Below are 24,011 nucleotides of genomic sequence, written 5' to 3' on the forward strand. Positions count from 1 at the left end.
GATGTGTCGTTTCTTACCCTTACTGTAGCCGTTCGCTGAGCGCGGCGAGCTGCCGTTGCGCGTCGCCGTAAGGTACGAGCAGCTCGCTCAGGGTTTTGGGGTTGCCCAAGCGGTGGCTGTAGACGACGGTATTGGCAAGCACTTTGCGAATGTAGTCGCGCGTTTCCGCCAAAGGCAAGAGTTCGATGTAGCGCAGCGCGTCCAAGAGCGCGGCGTCCGAGGTCAAATCGAGGCGCTGCCGCAAGCGGCCGATCCGGCCTGGCCCCGCGTTGTAGGCGCCGGTGGCGAGCACGGGGTGGCCGTCGAGTTGTTCGGTCATGATGCGTAGGTAAGTGATCCCGAAGCGGAGGTTGGTTTCCGGTTCCAGAAGTTGCTGGGCGTGAAAACGGCGTTCGTTGCGTTGTTGTGCGACCCAGCGTCCGGTACTGGGCATCACCTGCATCAGCCCCAGCGCGCCGCTCGTCGAACGAGCGTCGGCGCGGAAACGGCTCTCTTGCCGCATCACGCCGTACACCCACGCCGGGTCCACCCTTTCCTGGTGGGCGGTGGCGAGCACTTGGGTGCGCCACGGGGTGGGGTAGCGCAGCGCCCAGGCGTTGCGCTCCTGACTGCGTTCAAGCAGCCGGATCGCCAAATCGAAACGACCGTCTTCCGCAAGGAGCGATGCGGCAGCGCGCCGTTTCCACGCGGCACTTGCGGACAGCCAGCGTTGCGCGAGCAGGTCGACTTCTCGCTGCGCTTCGACCTCCCAGCTACGGGCCGCAAGCGCGCGAATCGCGGCAAGGTGGGGGTCGCGCGCAATCTGCGCACGTTGCTGAGCAGAAATGGGTGGGCCGTCGGTGATCGCAAGCGGTTGCCCGATCAGTTCGCCAGCGAGCAATCCCCAAAAATCGTCGTCTTGCGCCAACTCCCGAAACAGGGTTCTGGCTTCGTCTTTTTTACCCAGCGCTTTGAGCGCCCAGGCGCGCCAGAAGCGCCACTGCCGCGCATTCCGTTCGCTGGACGGGAGCTGCTCGAGCAGGTGCCAGGTGGTGAGCCAATCTTCCGTTTGCAGCGCAACGCGAATCTGCCATTCGAGCGGTTCCGTCCAGACGGGGCTGGGTTTGAGGTGCGCGAGCCAGCTCTGGGCTTCGGGGTTGCCTTGGCGCGCCGCGACGACGAACGCAGCGCGGCGAACGGTTGCCGCAAGGGGTGGTGGCAGTTGGGCTGCTTGCTGCCACACGGTGATCGGGTCGTCGCGCGTTTGCGCGATCAGACGCGCGGCTGCGCGCACCGCAGGCGTGTCCGCAGCCGGAGGAAAGAGTGCGCGCCACGGCGCGGCAGCGTTTTCGCCTTTCAGGAAAAGGGTGACGAGGTAACGTTCGATCAGCGTGGCGTCGTTGACGAGACCGTTGGCCACGGCGTCGCGAAACGCAGCGCGGCACTCGTCGTCGGGTGATACCGTTTCGGCAAGGCGAGTAAGCACCGCTTCGCGCAGCGTGGCGGTTGCGGTGGGTTCGGTGTGTAGCCGTGCTTGAAGAAGCCAGCAGTGGGTGGTGGGGTCGTGCCGTTCCAGCGCTTCGAGATGGCGGCGGGCTTCGGTCCAGGCTTCCTGCGCGATGGCGTTTTGCGCGAGCGCCCGCCGGACACGCACCGCTGCGTCGGTGCCGGCGTGATCGGTCAGGAAGCGCGTGACGGTTTGGGGGTCGAGCGTTGCGTCGTCGCGTAGAATCTGCAGTGTCAGACGCCAGCTGGTGACCGTCGCGGCAAGGGGGCTTGTGCGGGTTTTGGGTTCGAGTGCCAACAGGGTGGCGAGGTCGCCTCGGGCGAACGCGGCGCGGGCTTGTGCCACTGCGTCGGTGGGTGGGGTGGGCCGGTCATGAGGACGCGCAGCCGCAGCAAGCATCGTGGGGGTGCCGATCAGCCAAACGATCAGCACGACCAGAGCAAACGAAGCGACGGAGCGGAACGCGTGGCGTGTGGCACTCATTAGGGCAACGAGGTGCAGGGACCGTGAACGACGAAACACGAACGATTGTACCCGATGGCGCGGATCGCGCGACGATTCGCCGCCATTTCCTGCGGCTACGGCGTGCATTGTCTCCTGAAAACTGGCAGGCGCGGAATGCGGCGCTGTGTGGCCATTTGGCGCAGTGGTGGACGCAGTGGCGCGCGCGGCGCGCGCCGCGTTGGGTCGGGCTCTACTGGCCGATGAAGGGGGAGCCCGACGTGCGGTCGGTTTTCGCCGCGTGGCAGTGGCGGGCGCTCCCCGCGGCGGTTGCGCCCCATGTGCCGCTCGTTTTTCGGCCGTGGCGCGAGGGGGCGCCGATGATCGACGATTGCTACGGGATTCCGACACCGGAGTGTGCCGAGACGGTTCGCCCTGAGGTTCTGATCGTGCCACTCGTTGCGTTCGATCGTCGAGGTTACCGGTTGGGTTATGGTGGCGGGTTTTACGATCGGACGTTGGCGGCGTGGCGTGCCGAGGGGTGGCAGTGCGTGGTGGTGGGGGTGGGGTTTGCGTTCGCGGAACTGCCCGACCTGCGCCCCGAGGCGCACGACGTGGCGATGGATGTGGTGGTGAGTGACGCCGGAGTGGTGTTGGACCGCAGCGAAGGGGTTCGACGCTAGCGGCCTACCCTTTAGTGCGCGGGTGGCTCCGTGTGTCACGCTAGCCTGCTGCCAAAAAGAGCGCGTACGCCGGGTTGTGGGTCTCTTCTTCCCATTCGTAGCCTAGGCGGTCGAGGAACGCACGGAATTCGGCCTCTTCTGCAGGTGGGACCTGCATTCCCGCCAGCACCCGGCCGTAATCGGAGCCGTGGTTGCGGTAGTGGAACAGGCTGATGTTCCATTCGGCGCGCAATTCGGAGAGGAATTTCATCAGCGCGCCGGGGCGCTCGGGGAAGACGAAACGATAGAGGCGCTCGTTGCGGATGTGGGGGGCGCGGCCACCCACCATATAGCGGACGTGGGTCTTCGCCAGTTCGTTGTCGGTGAGGTCGAGCGCGCGTAGCCCTGCGGCTTCGAGTTGTTGGATCAGGGTTGCCACTTCGTCGCGGTTGTGGATGGTGACGCCGACGAAGATGTGCGCTTCGTTCGGGTCGGCGAAGCGGTAGTTGAATTCGGTGATGTTGCGGTGCCCAAGGAGCTGGATGAAAGCTTTGAACGAGCCCGGCCGCTCCGGAATGGTCACCGCCAACACCGCTTCGCGCTGTTCACCCAGTTCGGCCCGTTCGGCGACGAAGCGCAGGCGGTCGAAGTTCATGTTCGCGCCCGAAGCGACCGCAACCAGGGTTTGGCCGGTGACCTGGTGGGTGCGTGCCCACGCTTTGAGCCCCGCTACCGCGAGTGCGCCAGCCGGTTCGAGGATCGCGCGCGTCTCTTCGAATACGTCTTTGATCGCGGCGCAGATTTCGTCGTTGGAGACGACCACCATCTCATCGACATATTGGCGGCAGAGGCGGAAGGTCTCTTCACCCACCTGCTTGACCGCAGCGCCGTCAGCGAAGAGGCCGACCTGCTCCATCGCGATCCGTTCGCCCGCGGCAAGGGAGCGGGTCATCGCGTCGGCGTCTTCCGCTTCGACGCCGATCACGCGAATGTCGGGGCGCAGCGCTTTGAGGTAGGCGGCAACGCCAGCGATCAGGCCGCCGCCGCCCACGCCACAGAAGACGGCGTGTAACGGCTCCGGGTGCTGCCGCAAGAGCTCCATGCCGATGGTCCCTTGGCCAGCGATGACGTCAGGGTCGTCGAACGGATGCACGAACGTGAGTTGTTCTTCTTCGGCAAGCCGCAGCGCGTAGGCGTAGGCGTCGGAGTACGATTCGCCTGCGAGCACCGCTTCTCCACCCCGGGCGCGGACCGCTTCGACTTTGATGAGCGGGGTGGTGGTGGGCATTACGATCACCGCGCGCACCGGTTTGCCGCGCCGCTCACCGATGGTTTTGGCCGACAATGCCACGCCTTGCGCATGGTTGCCGGCGCTGGCGCAGATCACGCCACGGTCGAGTTGTTCTTCGGAGAGATGGACGATCTTGTTGTAGGCACCGCGCAGTTTGAAGCTGAAGACCGGTTGCAGGTCTTCGCGTTTGATCCACACCTGATTGCCGGTGCGGCGGCTCAAGGTCGGTGCGAACTGCAGCGGGGTTTCGCGGGCGACTTCGTAGACACGCGCGGTGAGGATCCGTTTCAGGTAGTGGGTGGCGTCAGACATCGTTGTGCCTCTTGTTCGAGCAGTTTTTCGTGACGGTCGAGGAATTCTTGGGTGGAATCGATTCCGCGCAGTTTGAGGACGAAATTGCGTACTGCAGCTTCCAGGAGCACAGCCATGTTGCGTCCCGGCGCAACGGGCAGGGTGACGCGGGGGATCGCAACGCCAAGGATCTCTTGGCGCTCTTCTTCCATTTGCAGCCGCGGCAACGGGGTGGTTTCCGGGCTGAGGCGCTTGAGGTGGGTGATAAGGCGCAGGCGCATCTTGCGCCGTACCGCGGTTTCGCCGAAGATGGTGCGGATGTCGAGGAGTCCCAGTCCCCGGACTTCGAGGTAGTTTTGCAGCAGTTCCGGGCAGCGCCCTTCGAGTTCGTAGGGGGAGATGCGGGCCACTTCCACCGCGTCGTCGGCAACCAGCCCGTGGCCGCGCGTGACCAGTTCCAGTGCCAGTTCCGATTTGCCCGTGCCCGCTTCACCGGTGATCAGTACCCCAACGCCCAGCACGTCCATCAGCACGCCGTGCAGAATCGTCCGTTCGGCGAGCATGCGCGCGATCTTCAAGCGGAAGCGGTCGATCACTTCGGCGGCAGGGCGTGGCGAGGTGAGCAGCGCGATCGCGTACCGGCGGCACAGCTCTTCGAGTACGCCGGGGGCGGTGCAGCCGTCGGCGACGATGATCGCGGGCGGGCGCGCCGCGGTGATTTCGGAGAGGACGTAGCGGATCTTTTCGTTGGGTTGCTTCGCGGACCACGCGAGTTCGGCCGAGCCGACCACTTGCAGGCGTTCGGGGTGGATCAGGTTCAGGTGGCCGACGAGGTCGGCCGGCCAGATGTGGGTGTCGGTGACACGCACCGTGCGCGTGAGGTCCCCACAGCGGTGCACGAGCGCGAGCGGCTCTGCTAACGCCGCAACGAGCGCCGCGACGGTGGTTTCGCGCACGGCCATCGCGGCGCTCCTTACGCGCGTAACGCGGCGCGCAACGCTTCTGGGGTTTCGGCCGAAAGGATCGCTTCGCGCACCTCTGGACGACTGAGCCGCTCGGCGAGCTCCGAGAGGATTTCCAGGTGCGTTTCGGTGGCTTGTTCCGGCACGAGGAGCGCGACGACGATCGTGACCGGCTGGTTGTCGACGGCGTCGAAGTCTACCGGTTGCGCCAAACGCAGGATCGCGATGCGCGGTTCGGTTAGCCCCGGAACCCGGGCATGAGGGATCGCGATGCCTTCTCCGAGCCCCGTCGAGCCGAGCCGTTCGCGTTCGATCAGCGCGGAAAAGAGCTTACCTGCGTCACACCCTTGTTCCGCTAACGCTTCGGCAACCTTTTCCAACACCCGCTTTTTGCTCGATGCGTCGACATCGAGCCGTACCTGTGCGGTAGCGATGAGCGATGCAAGCAGATCCATTGTCGTCGTCATTCGGCATCAGGCGCCGCCGGGCCGTTGTGGTGGTTGGTAACGATCTCTTTGTGCTTGCGTACTTGCCGGTCGAGTTTGTCGATCATCGCATCGATCGCGGCGTAGAGGTCGGCGCCGACCGCGTGCGCGTGGATGTCCTTGCCTTTGACGTGTAGCGTGCACTCCGCTTTTTGTTCGTTCTTTTCAACCGACAGGATGACATGGCAGCTGGTGACGTGGTCGAAGTGGCGGATGACATGCTCGAGCTTTTCGCGGGCGTATTGTTCGAGCGCTTCGGTGACTTCGACGTGACGACCCGTGATGTTGAGGTTCATGGAACGGTTCTCCTGAAGTGGTATTAGAGCCTTTTTCGCAATTTCGCTGGCGGAATCGAAAGTGAATCGCGGTATTTTGCCACGGTTCGGCGGGCAATCACAATGCCTTCGGCAGCGAGTCGATCGGCGATCGCGGTATCGGAAAGGGGGCGATGGGGGTCTTCGGCGGCAATCAGTGCGCGAATCCGGCTTTTGATCGCGGCGCCCGAGGTGGCGTCGCCGTCGTCGGTGGCGAGCGCTGCGCTGAAAAAGGTTTTGAGTTCGAAGAGGCCGTTCGGAGCGAGCAGGTATTTGCCGGCGACGACGCGGGAAATGGTCGATTCGTGCAGCGTGAGCGCCTCAGCCACGGTTTTGAGGGTGAGCGGCTGCAAGGCGCGTTCGCCGTAGCGGAAGAAATCGGCCTGGTGGTCGACGATCGTCTGCCCGACGCGCAGCAAAGTGAAAGCGCGCTGGTGGAGCTGTTTGACGAACTGCTTCGCTTCGGCAAGCCGAGTTCGCCACGCTTCCGGGCTCTTGCGCCCGATCGACGCTTGATAGAGCGGCGAGACGACCACGCGCGGGTACGCCGCCGGGTTGAGGTCGACGCGAAAACGATCTCCCTCTGGGGTGACGATCAGGTCGGGTATGACGGTTGGCGCCGTTTCGGTGCTGAATCGGCGCCCCGGTTTGGGGTCGAGCGATTCGACGAGCGCGATCGCCGCTTTGAGTTCCGCTTCGCTGCAGCCCAGGGTTTTGCGTAACCCGGCGTAGTCGCGTTTGGCCAAGAGTTCAAGTGCGTCGCGCACGAGGCGCTCGGCGAGGGTGCGTTCGGGTGACGCCGGGCGTTCTGCCAGTTGCAGTAAGAGACATTCGCTGAGCGAGCGCGCACCGACCCCTGTGGGGTCGAAGCGCTGCAATACTTTGAGCGCGACTTCCAGGGTTTCGGTATCGGCGGGGGGATCGACCCATTGGGCGATTTCCGCCAGCGGCGCGCAGAGGTAGCCGTTGTCGTCGAGCGCCTCGATCAACAGCAGGACGTGTTGCCGTACCGTTTCGGGAAGAAGCGTGAGTTCGGCTTGGGCGGTGAGGTGTTCGGTGAGCCCCTCGGGCGCGACGGCGGTTCGGTAAGGGTCGAACGGCTCGTCTTCCGGGGCGATTCCCGGGGTGACCCCTTCCCAGTAGGCGTCGTATGGGGTGTCATCGGGTACGGATTCGCTCGCTTCGGCGGGCGGGACGGTTGCTTCGACGCGTTCGGTGTCGTTCGGCGCCGCTGGGGTGGCTCCTGCGTGGGTCACTTCGGCGCCGGTTGTCGCGGTTTCTTCCCATTCGTCGGCGCGGATCAGGAACGGATTTTGTTCGAGCGCTTCTTCGATCGCCTGGCGGAGTTCCGCAGCAGGTAGGGTGAGGAGGTGCAGCGACTGCTGCAGTTGCGGCGAGAGGGTGAGCGACGTTTGTGGTTTGAGGGCAAGCCCCGTGCCTAGCGTTTTCATAGGCGGAACTGTTCGCCGAGATAGACGCGGCGGACTTCGCTGTGGGCAACGATCTCGTGCGGGGTTCCGGAGGCGATCACTTGGCCGTCGGCGAGGATCGACGCGCGGTCACAGATCCCGAGCGTTTCGCGCACGTTGTGGTCGGTGATGAGCACCGCCACACCTCGGCTTTGCAGGAAGCGGATGATCCGTTGGATTTCGAGGACCGCGATCGGGTCGACTCCGGCGAAAGGTTCGTCGAGGAGGATGAGCCGCGGGTCGGTCGCGAGCGCGCGCGCGATTTCGAGCCGTCGCCGTTCGCCACCGGAGAGGGCCACACTGGGTTGATCGGCCAGGTGGGCGATCCCCAGCTCTTCGAGGAGCGCCATTTCCCGCTGGGCGCGCTGCGGCGCGGGAACGCCGTGCAATTCCAGTACCGCACGGATGTTCTCCCGAACGGAGAGTTGACGGAAGATGCTCGCCTCTTGTGGTAGGTAAGCGAGCCCGTAGCGGGCGCGGCGGTGGATGGGCAGGTGGGTGATGTCGTGCTCCGAGAGCTGGATGCGCCCTTCGTCGGCGCGAATGAGCCCGACGATGAGGTAGAAGCAGGTGGTTTTGCCCGCGCCGTTCGGTCCCAGCAAGCCGACGATCTCGCCGGGCGCGACGGTCAAAGAGACCCCATCGACGACGGCGCGTGCGCCGAAACGCTTGCGCAGGTTTTCGACGATCAAGAGCGACATGGTTTTAGACATCCGGTGGCAGCGCCACGTCTTCGGGCGGGTCGGAGAGGAGCGCGCGGATCGTCTCCCACGAAAAGCCGCGCGCTGCCAGAAAGCGGGCTTGCTTCTGCCACGCCTGCGGGGTCGTGGGCGGGGATCCGAATTTCTTACGCCAGACCGCAGCGGCGCGTTCGCGCTCGTCACCCAGTTCGGCTTCGGTTTCAGCGAGCGCCTGCGCGACGTCCGCGTCGCTCACCCCACGGGCGTGGAGCCGGTAGGCAATCGCGCGGTTGCCTTGTCGTTCGGCGAGCCGTCGGGCATGGAGCGACGCAGCGCGCCGGTCGCTCAAAAAACCGTGCCGTTCGGCGCGTTCCAGCAGTTCCGCTACGGTCTTCTCCGCTATCCCGCGCCGCGCGAGCGCCGCGGCGAGTTCGGCACGCGTGTATTCGCGGCGGGCCAAGAGGCGCAGCGCGATCGACCACGGTGACGCGCTCGTGTGTGCGGAGGCGGAACGAACGGGGCTCATGCCGCTGGGTCACGAGTGGCGAAAGCGGGCGGCATCCGTTCAGGTCGCCGTCGCATCACTGGGTTCGGCTGCTGCACCATCCTGGGGAGCCGTGCTCCCTTGTGGCAGAGCGTCTGGCGCAGGCAACGGGGGCAGCCCGACCGCGGCGCGGATGCGGTTTTCGATCTCCCGCGCCAGCGCCGGGTTTTGTTTCAGGAATTCGCGGACGTTGTCTTTGCCTTGCCCTAGCCGCTGTCCTTCGTATGCATACCACGCGCCGGTTTTGTCGACGATTTTGTATTGCACGCCGAGGTCGATGATCTCCCCTTCGCGCGAAATCCCTTCGCCATAGAGGATGTCGAAACTCGCCTCTTTGAAGGGCGGAGCCACTTTGTTCTTCACCACTTTGACGCGGGTCTCCGACCCCAGCGCTTCGTCGCCCTTTTTGATCGTGCCGGTTTTGCGGATGTCCAGGCGCACGCTCGCGTAGAATTTGAGCGCGTTGCCACCGGTGGTGGTTTCGGGGTTGCCGAACATCACGCCGATCTTCATCCGGATCTGGTTGATGAAGATCACCATCGTATTGGTGCGGGCGATGCTTGCGGTGAGTTTGCGCAGCGCCTGGCTCATGAGGCGCGCCTGCAACCCGGGTAGGGCGTCGCCCATGTCACCTTCGATCTCTGCTTTCGGGGTGAGCGCTGCGACCGAGTCGATCACGATTACATCGACGCCGCCGGAGCGGACCAGCATATCGGCGATCTCGAGCGCTTGCTCACCCGTGTCGGGCTGCGAAACCAACAGTTCGTCGATTTGAACGCCCAGTTTTTTCGCATACTGCACGTCAAGCGCGTGTTCGGCGTCGATGAACGCCGCTACGCCGCCCAGTTTTTGCGCTTCGGCGATCACGTGCAACGTCAAGGTGGTCTTGCCCGAAGATTCGGGGCCGTAGATTTCGATCACGCGGCCGCGCGGCAAACCGCCGATACCGAGCGCGATGTCGAGCCCCAACGAGCCGGTGGAGATCGCTTCGATGTTGCGTTCGACGCGGTCTTGCCCCAGGCTCATCACCGCCCCTTTGCCGTACTGCCGTTCGATCTGAGCGAGCGCCGCCTGTAGCGCTTTGCGTTTTTCTTCGTTCATCACGGGTTCCTGTCGCAATTTTGGTATCGCAGCAATGGTAGCGCGTGGGGCGGGTGCGTGCAAGCACCCAGCTATTGACTCTATGGTCATTTTTTCAGATACTGGTGATCAAGCCAACAAGGGAGTTTGCAGCGAATGAGCATAGGGAAGAAGCGCGGCGCGGCGCAGGGCGAAGGGGTACCCGATGCGCTGCGGGCATCGTCGCGACCGATGTCGTCCTTACTGCGGTGTGTCGTGTGGGTGTTTGCCGCAGCGTCGGTATGGGGGCCGCTCGGGAACGCGGCGCAGGCCGCGCAAGAGGCGTCGAAGCCGACGGCAGCGGCGGGCAAGGCGTCGCAACCGTTGCCGACGGTGGTCGTGGTGCGCGCGGTTCGCGAAACCGTCGTGGTCGAAACCGACGTCCCGGGGCGGCTTGCCGCAAGCCGCAAAGCCGAGGTGCGCGCGCGGGTGGAAGGGATCGTCGAAGCGCAACGCTACCGCGAAGGGAGCGAAGTGCAGGCGGGGCAGACCCTCTTTGCGCTCGACGACCGCCCCTACCGTGCCGCGCTTCAGGCGGCCGAAGCGCTCGTTGCGCAGCGGCGGGCCGAGCTGAAGCGGCAAGAGGCGCTGGTGCGCCAAGGGTTCGCTTCGCCCCAGACGCGCGACGTGGCGCGCGCCAATCTGGCGGCCGCCGAGGCGCAAAAGACCCAAGCGGCGCTCAATCTCGAATACGCCAAAGTGCCCGCGCCGATCGCCGGACGGGCGGGACGCGCACTGGTGACCGAGGGGGCGCTCGTCGGCCACGGGGAGGCGACGCTGCTCACGACGATCGAGGTGCTCGACCCGATCCATGCGTTGATTACCGAACCGCAGGCGCAGTGGTTGGCGCGGCGCACGCTCGCGCATCTGCCGCCCCCCCGCTTGGTGATCGACGATGCGGTGGTCGCGATGGGCGAATGGATCGTTTCGGATGCTGCGGTCGACCCGGCAACCGGGACGGTGACGTCGAAAGTGGCGTTTCCCAATCCCGATCGACGGTGGTTGCCTGGGATGTTCGTGAAGGTCCGGGTGCCGGTCGCGGAGCGCGAAGCGGTGGTGGTACCGCAACGCGCGCTGGTTTCCAATAGCGCCGGGCTCTTCGTCTGGGTAGTTGCCGACGGGCAAGCGCGGCTGCAACCGGTAACGCTGGGTGGATTTTCGGGGGAGAACGTCGTCGTTGCTTCGGGCCTGAACGGGGGCGAAGCGGTGGTGGTTTCCGGCCAGGCGCGGCTGCAGCCGCCGGGTGGGCCGGTGACGGTGCAGGAGTGAAACGATGGCGCGCTTTTTCGTCGACCGTCCCGTCTTCGCCGCGGTTATCGCGCTCTTGATCACGCTTGCCGGGGCGTTGGCGCTCGTCAATTTGCCGGTGGCGCAATACCCGGCGGTGGCGCCGCCGCAGGTGGCGTTTACCGTGACCTACCCGGGGGCGTCCGCCAAGACCGTGGAAGACAACGTCCTCAAGGTGCTCGAACAGGAGATGAACGGGATCGAAGGGCTCCTTTACATGGAGTCGAGCGCCGAACTGGGGCAGGGGACGCTCACCCTCACCTTCGAAACCGGCACCGATCCGGAATTGGCGAGTGTCGAAGCGCAGAACCGCTACCGTCGGGTCGAAGCGCGCTTGCCCGACGAGGTGAAGGCGCGGGGGGTGACCGTGACCAAACCGCAGCGCAACTGGTTGATGATCGTCGCGGTGAATGCGCCGCAAGGCGGCTATTCGGCCGTCGACCTCGGTTCGATTGTCGCGGCGCAGATCCTCGATCCGATCCGGCGTGTCCCAGGCGTTGGAGAAGCGGTGCTCTTCGGGACCGAATACGCGATGCGGATCTGGCTCGACCCTGACCGGCTCCGTTCGTTCGGGTTGACGCCCTCAGCGGTGGCGAACGCGATCCGCGCGCAGAACGTCGATCTGGCGTTGGGCGAAATCGGCCAACTGCCTGCGGTGCCGGGGCAGCAGATCAACGCGATCCTCACCGCACAGGGGAAACTGACCACGCCGGAGGCGTTTCGCCAGATCATCGTCCGCGCCGAACCGAACGGCGCGCAGGTGCGGTTGGGTGATGTCGCACAGGTCGAGCTCGGCGCCGACAGGTACGACGTGGTGGCGCGGCTCAATCAGGCGCCGAACGCCGCGATCGGGATCCGCACCGCGCCGGGTGCCAATGCGCTGGAGGTGGCGAACGCGGTGAAAGCGCGGATGCGCGAACTCGAGCCCTTCCTGCCGCCGGGCGTCCAGTGGGAGGTGCCGTACGACACCAGCCGCTTCGTCGAGATCTCGATCCGTGAGGTGGTGAAGACGCTCGTCGAGGCGGTGGTGCTGGTGTTCCTGGTGATGTGGCTCTTTTTGGGCAACCTGCGGGCGACGTTGATCCCGATGGTGACGGTGCCGGTGGCGCTTGCCGGCGCCGCGGCGGTGCTGTGGCTGCTTGGCTATTCGATCAACGTGCTCACGCTCTTTGCGATGGTGCTCGCGATCGGGATCTTGGTCGACGATGCGATCATCGTGGTGGAAAACGTCGAACGCCATCTGGTCGAAGAGGGGTTGTCGCCGCGCGAAGCGACGGTGGTGGCGATGCGTGAGATCTCCGGCGCGGTGATCGGCGTTTCCGCAGCGCTCGTTGCGGTGTTCGCGCCGCTCCTCTTTTTCGGGGGGTCGGTGGGGGTGATCTACCGCCAGTTCGCGGTCACTCTGATCGCGACGATGGTCTTTTCGGCGTTTCTGGCGTTGTCGCTCGCCCCGGCGCTTGCCGCAACGTTCCTGCGCGCGCCGAAGCGCCACCAGCCGCGCGCCTTCGACCGCTTCTTCTTCTGGTTGCGCGACCGCTTTGGCGTTGCCACCGCGGCGATCGTGGTGCGGCCTGTGCGCTGGCTCCTTCTTTATGGCGCGATCGTCGCTGCGGCGGGGTGGCTCTTCGTGAAGTTGCCGACAGCGTTTCTGCCCGACGAAGACCAAGGGTATATCATCGCGGTGGTCCAATTGCCCGCTGGCGCCACGCGCGAACGCACCGAAGCGGTGTTGAGCGAAGTCGAACGCTTTTACCTGGCGCAGCCCGAGGTGGCGCGGGTGGTCGGGGTGCTCGGCTTCTCTTTCTTCGGGCGCGGGCAAAATACCGCGATTGCGTTCGTGCCGCTCAAACATTGGGACGAACGGCCCGAGGCGAGCCAGAGCGCGCAGGCGCTCGTTGCCCGTACCTACCGCGAACTGGCGCCGCGGCTACCCGACGCGCTCATTGTTGCCGTCAACCCGCCACCCATTCCCGAACTCGGTGCGGTGGGCGGTTTCGATTTCCGGTTGTTGGACCGCACCGGCACGGAGCGCGCCGGTCTGTTGGACGCGCGCAACCGGCTGCTTGCCGCGGCAGCGCAAGACCCGCGGCTCTTCGGCGTGCGCCCGGAAGGGCAGGAACCGGCGCCTGCGGTGCGTTTGGCGATCGATCGCGAGCGGGCGGCGGTCTACGGGATCGACCAACAGACGCTCAACGAGACGTTAGCGATGACGCTCGGCACCGCGTACCTGGGGGACTTTCTCATGGACGGGCGTGTGCGGCGGGTGCAGATGAGCGCCGCGCCATCGTGGCGCGCAGCGCCCGAAACGGTGTTGCAGCTCCCGATCATGGGGCGGCAAGGGCAGGTGACGACGCTGGCGGCGATCGCCTCGGCGCAGTGGGAAACCGCTCCGCCGCGGCTCGATCGGTTCAACGGAGTGCCGTCGGTGAAGATCGGCGGGCAGGCAGCCCCCGGCGTCTCTTCGGGCGAGGCGATGGCGGCGATCGCTGCATTGGCGCGCGCGGTGTTGCCCGCTGGCTACGACTTTGCCTGGGCGACCACCTCATACGAAGAGCAGTTGGCCGGTGCGCAAGCGCCGCTCCTTTTCGTCGTCGCGGTGGTGGTGGTCTATCTGGCGCTTGCGGCGCTTTATGAGAGTTGGCGCACGCCTGCGGCGATCCTTCTCGTGGTGCCGTTTGGCGTGTTGGGCGCCGCCAGCGCGGCGTTGTGGCGGGGGCTTCCTAACGACGTCTTTTTCAAGGTGGGCTTGATCGTGATGATCGGTCTATCGGCGAAGAACGCGATCCTGATCGCCGAATTCGCGCGCCAGCGCGAAGCGCAAGGGCAGTCGCGGCTTGCTGCGGTGGTCGAGGCGGCGCGGTTGCGGCTGCGGCCGATTCTGATGACGTCGCTTACCTTCATCCTTGCGGCGGTGCCACTTGCGCTCTCCAGCGGTGCGGGGGCTGCGAGCCGCCACGCGGTCGGCACCGGTGTAGTTGGGGGGATGGTTGCCGCAACCTTTTTGGCGATCTTCTGGGCGCCGCTCTTTTACCGCTTGGTCGCGTCGCGCCCGGCAAGCCAGGTTGTGGCGAATTCGGCAGCCGGAGCAGGGCGGCAGTAACGCCACCCTTGATGCAGAAGCGAGGGGAACGGGGCGAGCGCCGCGGCACAGGCGTCGTCCTCGACCCCTTCGGCGACGACGCGCAGCTCAAAGGTTTCGGCAATCGAGACGATCGCGCGCACGAGCCGGAGTCCTTCGGGGTGTTCGCCCAAGCGGCGGATGAAGCGCTGGTCGATCTTGAGTTCATGCACCGGGAGATCGTTGAGGTAGGCAAGCGACGAATAGCCGGTACCGAAGTCGTCGATCGCCCATTGCACCGCGTATTCGCGGGTGAGGGTGCGCATCTGCGCGATGGCCTGTTCCGGCGCGCTGATCAAGATGTTTTCGGTGATTTCGAGCGTCAAGCGGCTGCCCGGCCATCCGCTTTCGGCAAGCGCCGCAGCCAACTGCGGCGGGAAATCGCCTGAGACGAGCTGACGTGGCGAGAGATTGACCGAGATCGTTCCGGTAAAACCGCGCTCGCGCTGCCACGCTGCGGCTTGCCGCGTGGCTTCCCGCAATACCCAGTTGCCCAAGGTGACGATGAGGTCGCTCTGCTCCGCCAGCGGAATGAACTCGGCGGGCGAAATCGGCCCCAGTTCGGGGTGGTGGAAACGGACGAGCGCTTCTGCCCCTGCCAGCGTGACGCCGTTTTTGAGTTGCGGTTGCCAGACCAGCGCGAGACCGGGCGCGTCGGGGGTGGTGAGCGCACGTTGCAGCGCCTCCAAAATCGCCATCTGGCGCATGAACTGTTGCGCGTCTTGGGCGTCGTACCAGGCAAAGGGCAGATCGTCGCGCTTTGCGCGCGCGAGCGCCAACGACGCCGCGGCGATCGCGTCGCTCGCGCTGGTGAATGCTGCAGTGAGACACACGGCACCTAAACGCCACACCACCGGGGTTTGGTTGGGCCAGTTGGGCGCGCGCGGCTCGGGCAGCACCAGTTCGTTGGGAAGGCACGCCCGCAGTTGCGCCAACCGTGCGGTCGCGGCGGTTTCGGCCCAATCGGAGGTGGGCGCGGTCGCACGCGGTCGCATGAGCGGAACGAGGAGTGCGAACTCGTCTGCGCCCAACCGCGCGACCACAGATTCCTGGTCGAAAAGTTGGTGGGTGCATCGAGTGAGGGCGCGCGCCGCCGCTTTGAGCAGCGCATCGCCCGCCGCGCTGCCGTAGCGGTCGTTGAAGCGGCGAAACCCTTTGAGGTCGATCGCGACCAACAAACCCGCCTCCCTTTCGGGCGATTGGTGGCACCGTTTGAGTTGGTGCGCGACCGATTCGGTAAACGCGCTGCGGTTCAGCAGTTCGGTCAGCAGATCGTGCGATTCGGCGAAAGCGATCCGTTCGGCCAGGGCCTTTTCGCGCGTGGCATCGAATTCGATCGCGATATAGTGGGTGGTTGTGCCGGTGTCGTCGCGCACCGGTGTGATCACCGCCGCTGCGATGTAGGTTTCGCCGTTCTTGCGGCGGTTGATCAATTCACCTTGCCAGGTTTCGCCACGCGCGAGCGTTTCCCATAGCGAGCGGAAGACCCCATCGGCGGTTCGCCCCGACTTGAGGAAACGCACGTTCTTCCCGCGGACCTCGTCGAGGGAATATCCGGTGGTATGGGTGAACGCCGGGTTACACCACAGCAGATTTGCTTGGGCGTCCGTAATGACAATCGCGGCTGGGCTGGTTTCGAGGGCACGGGCAAGCAAGCGAAGCTCGCTGTGCTGTGCGGCAATTTGGGCATAGGCACGCGCGATATGCACTGCCAGTTCGCTATATTCGCGGGGTTGGGGTAGCGCGGCGATCTGAGCGAACCGTTCGTGCGCTTGGGGCGCTGAAGGGTCGGTTTCGGCAAGCGCGTGCGTGAGCTGCTTGAGTGGGTGGAGAATGCGGCGCTGCGCCCAAACGCCGGTGGCGGCGAAAAGGAGTAAGAACGCGAACAGGAGCGGCATCCCTTCCGCTAGGGCGGTGTTGCGCGCGGCAACCATGCGGGGCGTGAGGTCGTAGATGAGCACGACCGTACCCTCTCCCGCTGCTTGCTCGGTAGTAGGCGGTTGCGCCCAACGGGCGAACGCAATCAAGTTGTCCGCGCCAAAGCGGGTGATCCAATAGGGCGATCTTTGCGTACGAAACCGTTCCCAGAGCGGAGCGAGCGGGGGGTGCGCTTGGGTGAGGGGGTGGCCCGCCCAGCGGGGATCATGGGCAACGAGAATCGTTCCTGCGCCATCGAGAATCGCCGCCGCTCGGTCACCGTCGTGCGCCAAGTGCCGATGCAGCTCCTGGCGGAGCAGATCGCGTCGTGCGGGCCAGAGGGTTTCCGCCAAACGAACGATTTGTGCCAACTCGTCGAGCAGGTACGCTTCGCCTTCTTCTCGAGCCTTTGCAGCAGCAAACCAGAATACCCAGCCCACCCAGAGGGCGACGCTGACTACCCACACCACGAACTGCACGAGCGCTGCTTCCAAATGGGCGCTCAAGCGTTGCCGCGGTACCGCGGTGGAAGTAGGGGGTTGCTCAAGCATCATCTGGGACTTTCGGAACACGGGGGAAGCACCGCAACAGAGGTGGGCAGTGGTGGTTGTTCCGGCGGGAGTGGGAACCCGGCCGCGGTCAAGATCGACCATATCGCAGTTTGCTCGGCGTGTAATCCGGTGCGGAGCTTTTCTTGGTTCGCGGCGCAATCGAGCAGGTGCACCCCGGAAAAGAGAGCGGGAACGGCACCGGGTTCAACGCCAAGGTAGGGGGCGAGCGCCTGTGCGGTTCCGTCTGGATTGCGGCGCCAGGCATCCAGCGCCGAAAACCACGCACGGGTCAATGCGCTGAGTGACGATGCCAAGGCATCGAGCACGTCACTGCGCGCCACGATCACGTCGAGAATCAGCGGCGGCAATTGGCTCGAATCGATGAGTGGGACAGCGCCCAACGCGCGGAGTCGGTTGGCGAACGGTTCGAAGGTGACCGCGGCGTCGATCTGCCCTGCTTGCCACGCGGCAATTTGCTCGGCAACCGGAATCGCGACTGTGTTTTCCCAGGAGAGCGGTAGGCCCAGCGCCTGGCGCGCCAACGCGTAGGTGACGGCGCCGAGACCGGTGTGCGCCACCGCAATGCGTGCCGAGGCGAAGCGCTCCGGCGTGGTGAATCCTTCCCGGACGAGCACCATGTCGGCGCCGTGGGAGACGTCGAGCAACCCGATCACCGTGAGCGGGGTGCCGAGTGCCGCTTCGCGCAGCGCCAGGTCGAGCGTAAGCAGCGCCACATCAGCGCGGTGAAAGCGGAGGAGGAACGTGGTTTCCGCGTCGCCTGCGGTCGGGATCCAGCGGATCGCAGCATTGTCTGCGACGCGCCAGCGCAACAGGTCGTAAGCAGGAAAAGACCATGTTGCCACTTTCAACGGTGGCGTGGGCGCGCAACTGGTAATGAGCGGCACGAGCGCCAGGGCGGCGCTGTGACGTAGGAACGCACGGCGTGAAACTCTGAACAACGAAGTGCTCCGCACAACTCTATCCATAATTCTATTCCCGACACACGCTGTGTCAATTGCTGCAGCTGCGCGGTCACCACCGAGTGGCTCAACCGCTGCGATGCTGCCATGCGCTCCTTGCGGTATTCCACCGGGCTTCGTCGGCAGAGGCAAGCGCGTCGAGATCGGCAGGGGTGGCGCTTGGGTCCTCGACCCATTCGCGCAGCCGCGGTCCGCCGTTGATGAGGTCGATCGCCAACCGTTCGGTTTCGAATTCGTACGCAAAGGCACGCCATAGCGGCGCGTCGGGCCAGAGGTGGTGGATTGCTTTGAACGCGAGCGCAACGAGCCGCCACGGACGGAAGCGCGCTGGGTCGAAAACGGGCGGTTCGGTGTGGATCATCACGCCGCCGCATCGCTCGCCAGCGTGTTTGTGAAAGGTGGGCTCGAACCAGATCGGGCGCAGGACGCAGCCAGCGAGCCATTCGGGCGCGAGCCGCGCCATTTCGGCAAGCAGCCGCTCCGGATCGAGCCACGGCGCGCCAAAACATTCGAGCGGTCGCGTCGTGCCCCGTCCTTCCGAGAGGGTGGTGCCTTCGACCATCACCGTGCCCGGGTAGCAGCGCGCCATCCACGGCGTGGGGGCGTTGGGGCTGGGTGGGATCCAGACGTGGGTCACAAGCGGCCAGCCGTAGCCGGGCGCGGCGTCCGGGTCCCACCCCGCCAGCGCGACGACCGTGAGTGGCAGGTCGAGCGCCCGGGTGGCGACGAACCAATGCGCCGCTTCGCCCAACGTGAGGCCGTGGCGCATCGGGCAACTGCCTGCTGCGACGAGGCTCTCCCACCCCGGTTCGGTGCAGAAGCCTTCGACCCAGCGGCCGATGGGGTTGGGGCGGTCGAGCACCCACACTTCCAGCCCAACCGCCGCGGCGGCTTCGAGCACGTAGCGTAGCGTAGTGAGGTAGGTATAGACGCGACAGCCGACGTCTTGCAGGTCGACGAGCAAGAGGTCGCCGTGCGCGAGCTGCTCCGGGGTGGGTTTGAGCCGTTCGCCGTAGAGGCTGAACGCGGGGATGCCCAGGTGCGGGTCGATTTCGTCGGCGGAGAAGACCATGTTGTCTTGCTTGTCGCCGCGCACCCCGTGCTGCGGGCCGAAGAGGGCAGTCAGGCGCGCCCCGACCGTGGGGAGCCATTGGGCGAGCGCGGTCGCGGCATGGGTGAGCGGCGGAAACGGTGCAGCCGGTCCCGTCACCGCGGCGGGGTGGGTCAGCAGCATCACCCGCCGCCCCGAAAGGCGCTGCGCCCATTCGGGTTCGGTGACGAGACGGTCGAGGCCGGTGCGCACCATCGGGTCAACGCACCAGCCAGAGCGCCAATGCACCGTGCGCTTCAGAGCGCTGCGTGATGCTGCGTGTGGTGGGGTTAAGGCGGTTTTCGGCGGCAAAGAACATAGGGGTTCCAGCGAGAATCTGTTACCAACGGGTGTGGCGCTGCATCGTAGCAAATCGCCCATGCTTTGGCAACGCGCGCCGGGGCAAGCAGGTAGAATCGCGCTTTTACCGTGGGAACGCACGATGGAACCGTTTGCGCGCGAAATTGCCCGCCGTCGTACCTTTGCGATCATCGCCCACCCGGACGCCGGGAAGACGACGCTCACCGAAAAGCTGCTGCTCTTTGGGGGTGCGATCCAGATCGCCGGTGCGATCAAGGCGCGAAAAGCAGCCCGGCACGCGACGTCGGACTGGATGGCGGTCGAGCAGCAGCGCGGGATTTCGGTGACCACGTCGGTAATGCAGTTCGAATACGAAGACTGCGTCTTCAACCTGTTGGACACCCCGGGGCACCAGGACTTTTCCGAAGATACCTACCGTGTGCTCACCGCGGTGGATGCTGCGGTGATGGTGATCGACGCCGCCAAGGGGGTCGAGGCGCAGACGATCAAACTGCTTGAAGTGTGCCGGTTGCGCAATACCCCGATCATCACCTTCATCAACAAGCTCGACCGCGAGGTGCGCGACGGCTTCGATTTGATCGCTGAAATCGAAGACATTTTGCAGATCTCCTGTGCGCCGGTCACCTGGCCGATGGGGATGGGCAAGCATTTCCGCGGTGTCTTTCATCTTTTGGAAGACCGTATGTTCTGTTTTGCGCCGGGAACGGAACGGCGGGTCGAATTGGAGACGATCGTTGGCTTACACAATCCGCTCCTGGATGAACGTTTCCCGGACGAAGTGACGAAATTGCGCGAAGACGTGGCGTTGGCGCGCGAGGCGTTGCCGCCGTTTGCGCTCGGGGAGTTCCTCACGGGGCGTCAAACCCCAGTCTTTTTCGGCTCCGCGGTCAATAATTTCGGCGTGCAGGACGTGCTCGACGCGTTGGCGGCGTGGGCACCACCGCCGCAGCCGCGCGACGCCGGTGCGCGCACCGTTCACCCGAACGAGCCCAAATTCACCGGTTTCGTCTTCAAGATCCAAGCGAACCTCGACCCGAAACACCGCGACCGCATGGCGTTCTTGCGTGTCTGTTCGGGGCGCTACACCAACGGCATGAAGGCGTTCCATACTCGGTTGGGACGGGAGATGCGGCTGGCGAACGCGGTGACGTTCCTGGCGAATCGCCGCAACGTAGAAGAGGAGGCCTATCCGGGGGACATCATCGGTATTCTCAACCATGGGCAGTTGCAGATCGGCGACACGCTCACCGAAGGAGAGCTGCTGCAATTTACCGGGATCCCCTACTTTGCGCCGGAGCTCTTCCGCGCCGCGCGGCTCAAAGACCCGCTGCGCGCGAAGCAGCTCCACAAAGGGCTCAAAGAGTTGGGCGAAGAGGGGGCGATCCAAGTCTTCGAACGCGAAGGGGGGCAGTTGATCCTGGGCGCGGTGGGTGCGTTGCAGTTCGAGATCGTTGCCGAGCGGCTCAAGACCGAATATCAGGTGGAAGCGCTCTTCGAGCCGGTGGAGATTTACACCGTCCGTTGGCTCCTTTTTCCCGACGACGCAACGAAAAACCGGTTCGTGCGCGAACAGGCGCTGCGCTTGGGGCGCGACGTCGATGGCAACCTGGTCTATCTGGCGCCGAGTCGCTACAACCTGGAGCTGACTCAGGAAAAATATCCTGAGGTGGAATTCCGCGCGACGCGCGAGCATCGGCAGGTGTTCGCGTAACGCTGCAGCAAATCGGCCACCAAAGCGGCCGTTAAAAATCGCCGCAAAAAACCGCCCCGAGGGGCGGTTGTGCAGCACGGGTAGGATAGCCGCACACGGCACGGGTTGCCGTGCGCGACACCCAATACCGGCTTATTTCATCTTCTGCACCTCTTTGTACGTGCCTCCTTCGACCTTGAAGAAGGCGTAGCTGCCCGGAACATCCCCTTTGGCGTCGAATTCGTGGTCGCCCGAAGCCCCTTTGTAGTCGATCTCTTTGCCTTCGGCAAGGAGCTTCTTCGCTTTTTCCCATTCGCCCGGATAGATTCGCTCACCCGGAGCGGTGGCGACCGCACGCAGCGCTTGCGGCAGTTTCGCTTTGTCCCCTTTTGCCGCTTCGAGCGCCAGCGCAACGAGCGCCGCGGCGTCGTAGCTCGTGGCGGCAAAGGTGGCGTTCGGATCGAGACCCGCTTTGCGCGCCGCTTCGGCGAATTTTTCGAACGCCGCGCTCGCTTCGCCCACCGGTGCGGAGACGAAGAAGTGCTTCAGGTTGGCTTCGCCGAGCGTCTTGATGAGGTTTTCGTCGCGCATCCCGTCGGCACCGACGAACTGCTTGAAGAAGCCGTTTTCGATCGCTTGCCGCAGGATCGTCATCCCCGACGCGTTGCCATAGTCGAAGAGCACCAAGGTATCGGCGCCCCCTTTGGCGAGTTCGGCGAGGTCGGAACGGTACGACGCTTTCTTGTCTTCGTGGCCGCGGAATTGAGTGATGGTGCCGCCTTTTGCTTCGAATTCGGCTTTGAACGCTTCGGCCAGACCCTTGCCGTAGTCGTTGTTGATGTAGGCGACCGCTACCTTCTTCACCCCGCGCTCGAGGAGCGTACGCGCAAGCGCCCGCCCTTGGAAGTCGTCCGATGGCACCGTGCGGAAGACCAGGTCTTTGTCGTCGAGGTCGGTGATCTTGGGCGAGGTGGCAGAGGACGAAACGACCAGTACGCCCGCGGGGATGGTGACCGAGTTCACCGCGGCAAGGAGCTCGCCGGAGCAGGCGGGGCCAACTGCGGCGTCGGCGCCGAAGACGTTCACCGCTTTGGTCGCGGCGTCGGTGGCCACTTGCGGGTTGCAACCGCTGTCGAACTCCTGGTAGGTGATCTTGCCGATCGCAAGCCCCGCGGCGTTGGCCTGATCGAGGGCCAATTTCATCGACGCGATCATCGCCGGCGCCATCCCGGCGATCGGGCCGGTGATCCCGCCCATGAGCGCGACCTTGGCTTCGGCAAACGCGGCGCTCGAAGTTGCGATGAGCCCCGCGGCAGCGAGTGAAGCAACGAGTTGGGAACGGTAGGTCATGGTGTGGTCCTCCTTGTGACGTGGAAAAACGCAAACAGCCGTATGATTGTAACAGCGATCGCGGGTGCTGCATCTTCGCTGCCTTGGCGTGGTCGCCCCCAACGCGCCATCGCCGTTCGCAGGCGCTCCCTACGCGTCGCTCTCAACTCGAACGCCGCACGTGGGTGCCCTCCGGCAAGAGCCCTTCGGGGCGCCAGCGCAACACCAGTTGCAGCATCAAGCCGATCACGAAGACACGGATATATTTCGCCTGGGTAGCGATCTCCGCAGGCAGGCGGTCGGTGAGGAGTTCGGAGCTCGACCAGATCACCCAGATGATCACCGCGCCCAGGATCGCGCCACGGTTGTTGCCCGACCCGCCCAGGATCAGCATGATCCAGACCAGAAAGGTCACCATCATCGGGTCGATCGCCTCGGGCGTGATCGCGCGCATGAAGTGGACATAGACGGCACCTGCGAGCCCCATGATCGCGGCGCCCAGGATGAAGGCTTCGAGCCGCCGCGCCTCGACGTTTTTCCCCATCGCAGCGGCTGCGTGTTCGTTTTCGCGGATCGCGCGCATCATCCGGCCCCACGGCGCGGCGAGTTGCCGTTCCAACGCCCAGTAGATCATCACCACCATCGCCCAGGTGAGCGCCAGATAAGCGAGTTGCGACCATTCGTAGGGCAGGTCGCCGAAGGGGCGGGGAATGCCGGTGATGCCGCGCACGCCGCCAGAAAGCAGATCTTCGGTGCGCAGCACCAGGCGGATGATCTCTGCAACCCCGATGGTGGCGATTGCCAAGTAGTCCGAACGGAACCGCAGGGTCACCTTGCCGATGGGCCACGCGATGAGCGCAGCGGCGACCATCGCAGCGATCCAGCCGACGACCGTGGGCAGTTCCCAGCCCATGATGCGGTCGGGAACCGGCGGGGCGGTAAAGAGTGCCGACAGGTACGCGCCGACCGCGAAAAAGCCCGCCACCCCGGCGTTGAAGAGCCCGGCGTACCCCCACTGGACGTTGAGGCCGAGGGAGAGGAGCGCGTAGATGCCGATCAGCACCCCCATGAAGATCGCGTAATTGAGCAGTCCCAGTGTATCCATCTCAGAGCACCTTCCCTTTGAAGATCCCTTGCGGACGAACCAAGAGGATCAGGATGAGGATCACGAACGCGGTGGCCATTTTGTATTGGCTGGGGAGCACCAGTACCGAAAGTTCTTCGACCAACCCGATCACGAGACCACCTACCACGGCACCTTCGACGCGCCCGACGCCCCCCAGGATCGCGGCGGCGAACATCGCCAAAAGTGCCGACCAACCCATCATCGTGTTGAGTTCGGTGTTGATGCCCAGGAAAAACCCGGCTGCGGCGGCAAGCGCGCCTGCGATCACCCAGGTGAGGCGGGTCACCGCTTCGTTGTTCACGCCACAGAGGCGCGCCAGTTCCGGGTTGTCCGACATCGCGCGCATCGCTTTCCCCCAACGGGTATAACGCAGGAACGCCATCAGGAAGAGCACGAGCCCGGTCGCGGTGGCAAAGGTGATCAGTTCGCGGGAGCGTAGCATCAATCCGCCGTACGATTCGGCGCGCACGATTCCCGTCGAATAGACCTGTGGATCGACGCCCCAGACCACTTGGACGACGGAGCGCAGCATCAGCGCGACCCCCAGCGAGGCCATCACCGTGAGGATCTTGGGCCGGGTTTCGAGGTGACGATAGAAAACGCGGTCGAGTACCACCGCGACGAGCGCGGTGATCGCCATCGCGATCGGCAACGCCACCCACGGCGAGAGCGCGAGCGACCCCACCAGCCCCAACGCGACGTAAGCGCCCAACGTGGCCATGTCGCCGTGGGCGAAGTGGGCGTAGCGCAAGATACCGAAGATCAGGGTGATCCCGATCGCACCCAACGCGTAGATGCTCCCCGAGATCAACCCGGGGATCACGTAGAAATTGATCAGTTCCAATCCACTCATGCGCG

19 protein-coding genes are annotated in these 24,011 nt (G+C 64.7%); 4 read left to right on the top strand and 15 right to left on the bottom strand.

Annotation, left to right across the window (positions count from 1 at the left end):
• Window positions 1-19: 19 nt before the first annotated feature.
• Complete coding sequence (locus tag ACYQ4Z_RS10390) at window positions 20-1,969, bottom strand: lytic transglycosylase domain-containing protein (protein ID WP_459860972.1); 1,950 nt, start codon at window positions 1,967-1,969, stop codon at window positions 20-22.
• Window positions 1,970-1,992: 23 nt separating this feature from the next.
• On the opposite strand from ACYQ4Z_RS10390, the gene ACYQ4Z_RS10395 reads away from it, so the two are divergent.
• The gene (locus ACYQ4Z_RS10395; RefSeq protein ID WP_459860974.1) at window positions 1,993-2,610 is read left to right on the top strand and encodes a 5-formyltetrahydrofolate cyclo-ligase; all 618 of its coding nucleotides are present in this window, start codon (window positions 1,993-1,995) and stop codon (window positions 2,608-2,610) included.
• A 40-nt stretch (window positions 2,611-2,650) separates the two neighbouring features.
• On the opposite strand, the gene ilvA is transcribed toward ACYQ4Z_RS10395, so the two are convergent.
• Genes ilvA through recA form a run of 8 tightly spaced genes read right to left on the bottom strand, consistent with a single transcriptional unit; the run spans window position 2,651 to window position 9,726 of the window.
• The gene (gene ilvA, locus ACYQ4Z_RS10400; protein WP_219972991.1) at window positions 2,651-4,192 is read right to left on the bottom strand and encodes a threonine ammonia-lyase, biosynthetic; all 1,542 of its coding nucleotides are present in this window, start codon (window positions 4,190-4,192) and stop codon (window positions 2,651-2,653) included.
• On the bottom strand, window positions 4,168-5,127 hold the full coding sequence (gene hprK, locus ACYQ4Z_RS10405) for an HPr(Ser) kinase/phosphatase (RefSeq protein WP_459861028.1): 960 nt from the start codon (window positions 5,125-5,127) through the stop codon (window positions 4,168-4,170). The genes ilvA and hprK overlap by 25 nt, the downstream gene beginning before the upstream one ends.
• 17 nt (window positions 5,128-5,144) lie before the next feature.
• Window positions 5,145-5,600: a PTS sugar transporter subunit IIA gene (locus ACYQ4Z_RS10410; RefSeq protein ID WP_459860976.1), complete on the bottom strand. Its 456-nt coding sequence runs from the start codon at window positions 5,598-5,600 to the stop codon at window positions 5,145-5,147.
• Entirely contained in the window at window positions 5,597-5,914 is a 318-nt protein-coding gene (gene hpf, locus ACYQ4Z_RS10415) for a ribosome hibernation-promoting factor, HPF/YfiA family (RefSeq protein ID WP_119334260.1), read from the bottom strand. Before hpf ends, ACYQ4Z_RS10410 begins: the two co-directional genes overlap by 4 nt.
• Window positions 5,915-5,937: 23 nt before the next feature.
• Entirely contained in the window at window positions 5,938-7,383 is a 1,446-nt protein-coding gene (gene rpoN / locus ACYQ4Z_RS10420) for an RNA polymerase factor sigma-54 (RefSeq protein WP_219972993.1), read from the bottom strand.
• Entirely contained in the window at window positions 7,380-8,102 is a 723-nt protein-coding gene (gene lptB, locus ACYQ4Z_RS10425; RefSeq protein ID WP_283249601.1) for an LPS export ABC transporter ATP-binding protein, read from the bottom strand. Before lptB ends, rpoN begins: the two co-directional genes overlap by 4 nt.
• 4 nt (window positions 8,103-8,106) lie before the next feature.
• Entirely contained in the window at window positions 8,107-8,607 is a 501-nt protein-coding gene (locus ACYQ4Z_RS10430; protein ID WP_219972995.1) for a regulatory protein RecX, read from the bottom strand.
• 39 nt (window positions 8,608-8,646) lie between these two features.
• Window positions 8,647-9,726, bottom strand: a complete 1,080-nt coding sequence (recA, locus tag ACYQ4Z_RS10435; protein ID WP_219972996.1) for a recombinase RecA — start codon at window positions 9,724-9,726, stop codon at window positions 8,647-8,649.
• A 135-nt stretch (window positions 9,727-9,861) separates the two neighbouring features.
• On the opposite strand from recA, the gene ACYQ4Z_RS10440 reads away from it, so the two are divergent.
• Window positions 9,862-11,013, top strand: a complete 1,152-nt coding sequence (locus ACYQ4Z_RS10440) for an efflux RND transporter periplasmic adaptor subunit (protein WP_219972997.1) — start codon at window positions 9,862-9,864, stop codon at window positions 11,011-11,013.
• A gap of 4 nt (window positions 11,014-11,017) precedes the next feature.
• On the top strand, window positions 11,018-14,131 hold the full coding sequence (locus ACYQ4Z_RS10445; RefSeq protein WP_459860979.1) for a multidrug efflux RND transporter permease subunit: 3,114 nt from the start codon (window positions 11,018-11,020) through the stop codon (window positions 14,129-14,131).
• On the opposite strand, the gene ACYQ4Z_RS10450 is transcribed toward ACYQ4Z_RS10445, so the two are convergent.
• From ACYQ4Z_RS10450 to ACYQ4Z_RS10460, 3 genes are all read right to left on the bottom strand, one after another.
• The gene (locus ACYQ4Z_RS10450; protein ID WP_459860981.1) at window positions 14,059-16,620 is read right to left on the bottom strand and encodes a putative bifunctional diguanylate cyclase/phosphodiesterase; all 2,562 of its coding nucleotides are present in this window, start codon (window positions 16,618-16,620) and stop codon (window positions 14,059-14,061) included. The two genes, ACYQ4Z_RS10445 and ACYQ4Z_RS10450, sit on opposite strands and share 73 nt — an antisense overlap.
• Window positions 16,617-17,576, bottom strand: coding sequence for an ABC transporter substrate-binding protein (locus ACYQ4Z_RS10455; protein WP_459860982.1), 960 nt, complete (start codon window positions 17,574-17,576; stop codon window positions 16,617-16,619). The genes ACYQ4Z_RS10450 and ACYQ4Z_RS10455 overlap by 4 nt, the downstream gene beginning before the upstream one ends.
• An 88-nt stretch (window positions 17,577-17,664) precedes the next feature.
• Entirely contained in the window at window positions 17,665-18,903 is a 1,239-nt protein-coding gene (locus ACYQ4Z_RS10460) for an exo-beta-N-acetylmuramidase NamZ family protein (RefSeq protein WP_459860983.1), read from the bottom strand.
• A gap of 226 nt (window positions 18,904-19,129) precedes the next feature.
• On the opposite strand from ACYQ4Z_RS10460, the gene ACYQ4Z_RS10465 reads away from it, so the two are divergent.
• The gene (locus tag ACYQ4Z_RS10465; RefSeq protein ID WP_459860984.1) at window positions 19,130-20,719 is read left to right on the top strand and encodes a peptide chain release factor 3; all 1,590 of its coding nucleotides are present in this window, start codon (window positions 19,130-19,132) and stop codon (window positions 20,717-20,719) included.
• Window positions 20,720-20,851: 132 nt separating this feature from the next.
• Here the strand turns inward: ACYQ4Z_RS10465 and ACYQ4Z_RS10470 are convergent, their stop codons facing one another.
• From ACYQ4Z_RS10470 to ACYQ4Z_RS10480, 3 genes are all read right to left on the bottom strand, one after another.
• A complete protein-coding gene (locus ACYQ4Z_RS10470) occupies window positions 20,852-22,048 on the bottom strand; it encodes an ABC transporter substrate-binding protein (RefSeq protein ID WP_459860985.1) in 1,197 nt (398 codons plus the stop codon).
• Window positions 22,049-22,190: 142 nt separating this feature from the next.
• Entirely contained in the window at window positions 22,191-23,132 is a 942-nt protein-coding gene (locus tag ACYQ4Z_RS10475; RefSeq protein WP_119334271.1) for a branched-chain amino acid ABC transporter permease, read from the bottom strand.
• Between the two features lies 1 nt (window position 23,133).
• Window positions 23,134-24,006 (bottom strand): branched-chain amino acid ABC transporter permease, encoded by an 873-nt coding sequence (locus tag ACYQ4Z_RS10480; protein ID WP_217126578.1) that lies wholly within the window; start codon window positions 24,004-24,006, stop codon window positions 23,134-23,136.
• Between the last annotated feature and the right edge of the window lie 5 nt (window positions 24,007-24,011).

The sequence above is a fragment of the Hydrogenophilus hirschii genome, assembly GCF_054656675.1.

Excerpts from the sequence above, each read along its gene's own strand:
- recA (WP_219972996.1), bottom strand. The coding sequence starts at position 9,726 with ATGAACGAAGAAAAACGCAAAGCGCTACAGGCGGCGCTCGCTCAGATC.
- ACYQ4Z_RS10480 (WP_217126578.1), bottom strand. The coding sequence starts at position 24,006 with ATGAGTGGATTGGAACTGATCAATTTCTACGTGATCCCCGGGTTGATC.
- ACYQ4Z_RS10470 (WP_459860985.1), bottom strand. The coding sequence starts at position 22,048 with ATGACCTACCGTTCCCAACTCGTTGCTTCACTCGCTGCCGCGGGGCTC.
- hpf (WP_119334260.1), bottom strand. The coding sequence starts at position 5,914 with ATGAACCTCAACATCACGGGTCGTCACGTCGAAGTCACCGAAGCGCTC.
- ACYQ4Z_RS10440 (WP_219972997.1), top strand. The coding sequence starts at position 9,862 with ATGAGCATAGGGAAGAAGCGCGGCGCGGCGCAGGGCGAAGGGGTACCC.
- ACYQ4Z_RS10430 (WP_219972995.1), bottom strand. The coding sequence starts at position 8,607 with ATGAGCCCCGTTCGTTCCGCCTCCGCACACACGAGCGCGTCACCGTGG.
- ACYQ4Z_RS10445 (WP_459860979.1), top strand. The coding sequence starts at position 11,018 with ATGGCGCGCTTTTTCGTCGACCGTCCCGTCTTCGCCGCGGTTATCGCG.
- ACYQ4Z_RS10465 (WP_459860984.1), top strand. The coding sequence starts at position 19,130 with ATGGAACCGTTTGCGCGCGAAATTGCCCGCCGTCGTACCTTTGCGATC.
- ACYQ4Z_RS10410 (WP_459860976.1), bottom strand. The coding sequence starts at position 5,600 with ATGACGACGACAATGGATCTGCTTGCATCGCTCATCGCTACCGCACAG.
- ACYQ4Z_RS10450 (WP_459860981.1), bottom strand. The coding sequence starts at position 16,620 with ATGATGCTTGAGCAACCCCCTACTTCCACCGCGGTACCGCGGCAACGC.
- ACYQ4Z_RS10460 (WP_459860983.1), bottom strand. The coding sequence starts at position 18,903 with ATGGTGCGCACCGGCCTCGACCGTCTCGTCACCGAACCCGAATGGGCG.
- ACYQ4Z_RS10390 (WP_459860972.1), bottom strand. The coding sequence starts at position 1,969 with ATGAGTGCCACACGCCACGCGTTCCGCTCCGTCGCTTCGTTTGCTCTG.
- lptB (WP_283249601.1), bottom strand. The coding sequence starts at position 8,102 with ATGTCGCTCTTGATCGTCGAAAACCTGCGCAAGCGTTTCGGCGCACGC.
- ilvA (WP_219972991.1), bottom strand. The coding sequence starts at position 4,192 with ATGTCTGACGCCACCCACTACCTGAAACGGATCCTCACCGCGCGTGTC.
- ACYQ4Z_RS10475 (WP_119334271.1), bottom strand. The coding sequence starts at position 23,132 with ATGGATACACTGGGACTGCTCAATTACGCGATCTTCATGGGGGTGCTG.
- rpoN (WP_219972993.1), bottom strand. The coding sequence starts at position 7,383 with ATGAAAACGCTAGGCACGGGGCTTGCCCTCAAACCACAAACGTCGCTC.